Here is a 6288-nt window from a genome sequence, read left to right as displayed (position 1 = left end):
AATTCGCATCATTATAGCTAAAAGTTGTAAAAAGGCATATATATAAAAATTTTTTGCTTGTCAGCTCGCTAATTTACAGATATATCTAATAGTAATTTCAGTATCAAATTTAATTTTTCGTCTCAGTTTTATTCATGATTGCAAATTTTCTTAATATTTTGCTCGCGCAATATTAAGTTACTCAGTGCAAATAACTTTGACGCAACTGACAATGTCAGCTTAGTAGGAATATAAAATATTATGGCAAAATCTCTGGTAATTGTGGAATCGCCAGCCAAAGCGAAAACAATTAACAAGTACCTTGGTAAAGATTTTATTGTTAAATCGAGTGTAGGTCACGTTCGTGACTTACCTCATAGCAGTACCGGTAAAAAAGTTGCCGCTAAATCTCCTGCTGAAGTGCGTAAAATGGCACCCGCAGCGAAAGCAAAGTATAAAGCTAAACGTGATAAGCAAGCACTAGTTAATCGAATGGGTATTGATCCTGAGAATGACTGGGAAGCAAACTATCAAATACTTGCAGGCAAAGAAAAAGTCGTTGCTGAATTAATTAAACTTGCCAGTACCGCTGACACTGTTTATCTCGCAACCGATTTGGATCGCGAGGGAGAAGCGATTGCCTGGCATTTAAAAGAAATTATTGGCGGTGACGACGATAAATATAAACGCGTTGTTTTTAACGAAATAACCGAAAATGCGATTCAACAAGCATTTGCTACACCCGGTGAATTAAGTATGCCAGGGGTAAATGCACAACAAGCAAGACGTTTCCTCGATCGCGTGGTTGGCTTTATGGTAAGCCCGTTGTTATGGAAAAAAGTTGCTCGTGGATTATCTGCAGGCCGTGTTCAGTCTGTTGCGGTAAAGCTAGTTGTTGAAAAAGAACGTGAGATTAAAGCTTTTGACCCGAAAGAGTTTTGGGAAATTAGTGCTGATACGAAAACAGCTTCAGGCTTAGATTTTCCATTAGATGTTACCCACGAAAATGGCAAAGCTTTTAAGCCAACGAATGAAGCCGACACTAATAAAGCGTTAGCAACATTAAAAAGTTCTGCATATACCGTTAATAAACGTGATGACAAACCGTCAAAAAGTACACCGTCAGCACCTTTTATTACTTCTACTTTACAGCAAGCTGCGAGTACTAAATTAGGCTTTGGTGTTAAACGTACTATGGGCTTAGCTCAACGTTTATATGAAGCGGGTCATATTACTTATATGCGTACCGACTCGACCAATTTGAGTAAAGACGCAGTTGAAATGTGTCGTGGTTATATTAGTGACAATTTTGGTGATAATTATCTACCAGAAAAAGCAAAAGTTTATAGCAGTAAAGGCAATGCTCAAGAGGCTCATGAGGCTATTCGCCCATCGAACGTAAAAGTTGAATCTGCGTTTATGGAAGGTATTGAAGCCGATGCTAAGAAACTGTACGACCTTATTTGGCGTCAGTTTGTTGCCTGTCAAATGACAGCGGCACGCTACACGGTAAGTACGATTACCGTTGGTGCTTCTGGTTTTGATTTAAAAGCCAAAGGTCGAGTAATGCAATTTGATGGTTGGACTCGTGTTCATCCACAATTATCAAAAGGTGATGATAAACATTTACCCGATTTATCTGTAGGTGAAGTATTAACACTGAAAGAATTGAACCCTACACAGCACTTTACTAAACCACCAGCACGTTTTGGTGAAGCATCGTTAGTTAAAGAGTTAGAAAAACGTTCAATTGGCCGTCCATCAACTTATGCCTCTATTATTTCAACCATTCAAGATCGTGGTTATGTGCGCTTAGAGTCGAAACGTTTTTACGCTGAAAAAATGGGTGAAATTGTTACCGATAGCTTATCTGAAAGTTTCAAAAACTTAATGAGCTACGACTTTACTGCAAACATGGAGCAAGACCTTGATGAAGTTGCTCTGGGTAAAGCGGATTGGAAAGACGTGCTTAATGGTTTTTATAAAAACTTTACCAAGCAACTTGGTCAAGCCGATATGCCGACCGAAGAAGGTGGCATGCGCAATAATGAGCCGGTATTAACCGATATCGATTGCCCAACTTGTGGCCGTAAAATGGGTATTCGTACCGCACAAACGGGTGTTTTCTTGGGTTGTTCTGGTTATGCTTTACCGCCAAAGGAACGTTGTACTAAAACGATGAACCTTACGCCTGGTGAAGAGGCCGTTAGCGTTTTAGCTGAAGACCAAGAAACTGAAGCTTTACGTGCTATGCATCGTTGTAAAAAATGTGGCACAGCCATGGATAGCTATTTAATCGACGAAACGCGTAAATTACATGTTTGTGGTAATAACCCAGTATGTGACGGGATAGAAGTTGAAAAGGGCGAGTTTAAACTTAAAGGCTACGATGGACCTATTTTAGAATGTGACCGTTGTGAATCAGAAATGGAGCTTAAATCTGGCCGTTTCGGTAAGTATTTTGATTGTACAAATAGCGAATGTAAAAATACTCGTAAGCTGTTAGCTAACGGTGAAGCTGCGCCGCCAAAAGAAGATCCAGTACAATTGCCTGAACTAGAATGTGAAAAATCTGAAGCACATTTTGTTTTACGCGATGGCGCTGCCGGTATTTTTCTTGCGGCTAACACTTTCCCAAGATCACGTGAAACACGTGCGCCTAAAGTAGTTGAGTTAGCGCGTTTTCGCGATAGAATTTCAGAAAAGTTCTATTACCTTGCAGACGCACCATCACAAGATCCAGATGGAAATTTAGCTGTAGTACGTTATAGCCGCAAAACCAAATCACAATATGTGATGACAGAGGTTGAAGGTAAAGCGACAGGTTGGAATGCAAAGTATGTTGAAGGCAAGTGGGTTGAAGAGCTCGCTAAGAAAAAAGCAGTAAAAGCTAAGGCGAAAGCAAAGCCTAAAGCGAAAAAAACAGCTTAACTTAGTCTATGCTAAATCAAAATATCTTGTAGAGTATTTTGATTTGATATGACTTGTATTCACTCCACTGAAAAAGCGCTCATAGAGCGCTTTTTTTATGACTAAATCAGTAGCTGAAAATACACTGATAAACTGAAGTCCACTTAAATCATCAATGTTAATCATTGAGTTACTACCGCGTTATTCGCCTAATTGACACTGTATCTTAGCTAGATTATTTACCTAACACCACCAACGAAGAGCTGATTGGCATTCGCTTATCTTTTGGCAAAAAAGTGAAAGGAAGCTCATGCTAAAAACAATAGTGACTTTCAACAGCTTTTCATTATTATCAGTGTTAAAATCAGTTTTATTTTACTAAAGATTTATTATGGCGATTAATTGGTTCCCGGGGCATATGCATAAAGCCCAAAGAGAGATTAAAGAGATATTACCGCAAATTGATGTGGTGATCGAAGTTTGTGATGCGCGTTTACCTTTCAGTAGCGAAAACCCTATGATCACTGAAATTCGTGGCGATAAACCGTTAATTAAAATCTTAAATAAATCAGACCTAGCTGATCCTAAAATTACACAACTATGGCTTGATCATTTAGAGTCTCAGCATAACGTGAAAGCTATTGCATTAACTACAGAGTCGCCTTCTGTTGCCAAGACTCTTCCTGCCCTAATTCGAAAGCTAGCGGCGAGTAAAGATGAAGCAGGTAAGCAAATAAATGCTGTTATCATGGGTATTCCTAATGTGGGTAAATCTACCCTATTAAATACACTGGTTGGAAAAGCGAAAGCAAAAGTGGGTAATGAACCTGCAGTAACCAAAGGTCAGCAAAGAATTCGCTTAGATGATGGTTTATATTTATATGATACTCCTGGCATGCTCTGGCCTAAAATAGTTAATGAAAATAGTGGCTACCGTTTAGCAATTACCAGTGCTGTAAAAGATACCGCCTTTGATCATGAAGAAATTGCCTGCTTTGCTGCAGAGTATTTGCTAGCCGCTTACCCTGAACGTTTAAAAGAACGCTATAAAATTGAAGATCTTCCCGAACAAGAAGTCGAGTTAATTGAAGCTATTGGCAAGCGCAGAGGTTGCGTTAAAAGTGGTGGGCATATTGATTTTCATAAAGCATCTGAAATTCTGATTAATGAAATTCGTGATAAAACTCTAGGTGCAATTTCTTTTGAAACACCAGAAATGGTGATGGCAGAAGTAATACATTTTGACAAAGTTGAAGAAGATAAAATAGCCGCAAGAGAAGCTAAAAAAATAGCGCGTGGCCGAGGTCGCCGTAATAAACGTTAATTATCTTCATGGTAAAAGTTGTTAAAGTAGTTAAAGGTTTAATAAGCTAAAAGTTAAATAATTTTTAAGGATAAAGGTAACAATATGAGTGAGCAATTCCAATTACATCCACAATTAGCTAATGACTGTTTTGTTATTACTGACTTTCCACTTTCGCGCTTATTATTATGTAATGACAGTGCTTACCCTTGGTTTATTTTGGTGCCAAAAGTTGAAGACATTCAAGATATTTATCAACTAGACTGGCAGCAGCAGCAACAATTATTAAATGAATCAAGCATGCTAAGTGAAGTGTTAATGCAGGAATTTAATGGTGATAAAATGAATGTGGCAGCGTTAGGAAATGTTGTACCACAATTGCATTTACATCATATCGTTCGTTTTAAAAATGATGCCTGTTGGCCGAAACCAATATGGGGACAGCAAGCACTAACGCCATATTCTGATGACGAGCTTACTGCAATTAAAAACCGTATGTTACCTAAACTATCAGCGATATTATCTACTGATAGTTAGGTATAACACCATAAAAATAGCGCTGCGCTTATTGTTTAGGCAACGCTTTTAATTGGTGTTGATTGCTTTACTAAGGCAAGCGATTGACTTAAGTCAGCGATTAAATCGTCAACATTTTCTAGTCCAACAGATATTCTAATTAAACTATCACTGATACCCGCAGCTAAACGTTCTTCTTGGGTATAAGGTGAATGTGTCATCGATGCAGGGTGTTGAATCAGTGACTCAGCATCGCCTAAACTGACCGCGATTGAAAATAGCTGCATACGATTAATAAAGTCGCCACCGCCCGCTAAATCACTCTTTATTTCGAAGGCGATCACACCACCAGCCGCTTTCATTTGCGAGCCAATAAACTTATGTCCAGGATGACTTTTTAGTCCGGGGTAGTAAACTTGGCTGACGCTTTCATGAGCTTCTAAAAATTCAGCGATTTTTTCAGCATTACTGCAATGGCGCTCCATGCGAATTGGCAATGTTTTTAAACCGCGCATGATTAACCAAGCATCGTGCGGACTCATGGTTGCTCCAATATCTTTTAGAACCGTCATTTTTATATTCATGATCATTTCAGCAGTGCCACAAATAATGCCAGCAACAACATCACCATGCCCATTCAAGTACTTTGTTGCACTGTGTACAACAATATCGATCCCATACTTTCTTGGTTGTTGTAATACAGGCGTTAGAAAGGTGTTATCGACCACAGAGATAATATTGTGCTGTTGGGCAATTTTTCCTATAACAGCTAAGTCATACACCGCTAAGTTTGGATTTACTGGCGTTTCTAAAAACATTACCTTGGTGTTTGGCTTAATCGCTGCTTCAATTTCTGCCGGGTTTGCCATATCAACAAAAGTTACTTCAATTCCCCATCGAGTTAACTGGTGGTTCATCAATGCAAATGAGCAACCATAAACAGCTTTAGAGGAAATCAAATGATCGCCGCAAGATAAATTTGCCAGTAAAGCCCCTGAAACTGCGCCCATACCCGTGGCAGTTGCAGCAGCGTCTTCCATGCCTTCCATTGCCGCTACTCGCATCTCTAATTGACGAGTTGTTGGATTACCTAAACGGCTATAAATATAACCCTCAGCTTCACCGGCAAACCTATCTGCGCCTTGTTGCGCGTTTTCGAAAATAAAGGTCGACGTTTGGTAAAGAGGTGTAGCCAATGAGCCAAATTGCTCGTCATTTATGCGGCCTGAATGAATTGCTTGAGTTTCAATGTTTTTACTTTCTGACATGAGATACCTTATTTACCGGAGAATTAAAATTGTTGCTAGCGTAAGAGCGTTATTTTTATTTTTAATCTCTGCAATTATGCTGCCACTTATTTAATAACCCATTTATCAAGGGTTTAATGGGATTTTCGATGATTGGCATTTTAATTTTGTAATATATTTATTACAGCTTTATTTTCTTATTAAGCCGTTATCATAAAAACCTATTGCTGAGCACCGCACACTAAGGTTTTACTATATATTTATTAGTTGTAATTTTTTTATTACAATGTAATATTTATATTACAATTTTGGTGTTTAAATTTTTAATGCTGT

General features: G+C 38.5%; 4 protein-coding genes. 3 read left to right on the top strand and 1 reads right to left on the bottom strand.

The genetic code is table 11. The features are described from left to right. Positions 1-240: 240 nt before the first annotated feature. From topA to H4J50_RS11960, 3 genes are all read left to right on the top strand, one after another. A complete protein-coding gene (gene topA, locus H4J50_RS11970; RefSeq protein WP_182256666.1) occupies positions 241-2910 on the top strand; it encodes a type I DNA topoisomerase in 2670 nt (889 codons plus the stop codon). 370 nt (positions 2911-3280) lie between these two features. Further along, on the top strand, positions 3281-4213 hold the full coding sequence (gene ylqF, locus H4J50_RS11965) for a ribosome biogenesis GTPase YlqF (protein ID WP_182256664.1): 933 nt from the start codon (positions 3281-3283) through the stop codon (positions 4211-4213). Between the two features lie 84 nt (positions 4214-4297). Continuing rightward, entirely contained in the window at positions 4298-4729 is a 432-nt protein-coding gene (locus H4J50_RS11960) for an HIT domain-containing protein (RefSeq protein WP_182256663.1), read from the top strand. Positions 4730-4764: 35 nt separating this feature from the next. Here H4J50_RS11960 and megL read toward each other — a convergent pair whose 3' ends face one another. Continuing rightward, a complete protein-coding gene (megL, locus tag H4J50_RS11955; RefSeq protein WP_182256660.1) occupies positions 4765-5976 on the bottom strand; it encodes a methionine gamma-lyase in 1212 nt (403 codons plus the stop codon). Positions 5977-6288: the final 312 nt, after the last annotated feature.

Source organism: Colwellia sp. 6M3, assembly GCF_014077595.1.
Lineage (GTDB): Bacteria > Pseudomonadota > Gammaproteobacteria > Enterobacterales > Alteromonadaceae > Cognaticolwellia.
Note: the sequence above shows the minus strand (reverse complement) of the source record. Positions and strands in the feature narration are given on the sequence as shown.

Excerpts from the sequence above, each read along its gene's own strand:
- ylqF (WP_182256664.1), top strand. The coding sequence starts at position 3,281 with ATGGCGATTAATTGGTTCCCGGGGCATATGCATAAAGCCCAAAGAGAG.
- megL (WP_182256660.1), bottom strand. The coding sequence starts at position 5,976 with ATGTCAGAAAGTAAAAACATTGAAACTCAAGCAATTCATTCAGGCCGC.
- topA (WP_182256666.1), top strand. The coding sequence starts at position 241 with ATGGCAAAATCTCTGGTAATTGTGGAATCGCCAGCCAAAGCGAAAACA.
- H4J50_RS11960 (WP_182256663.1), top strand. The coding sequence starts at position 4,298 with ATGAGTGAGCAATTCCAATTACATCCACAATTAGCTAATGACTGTTTT.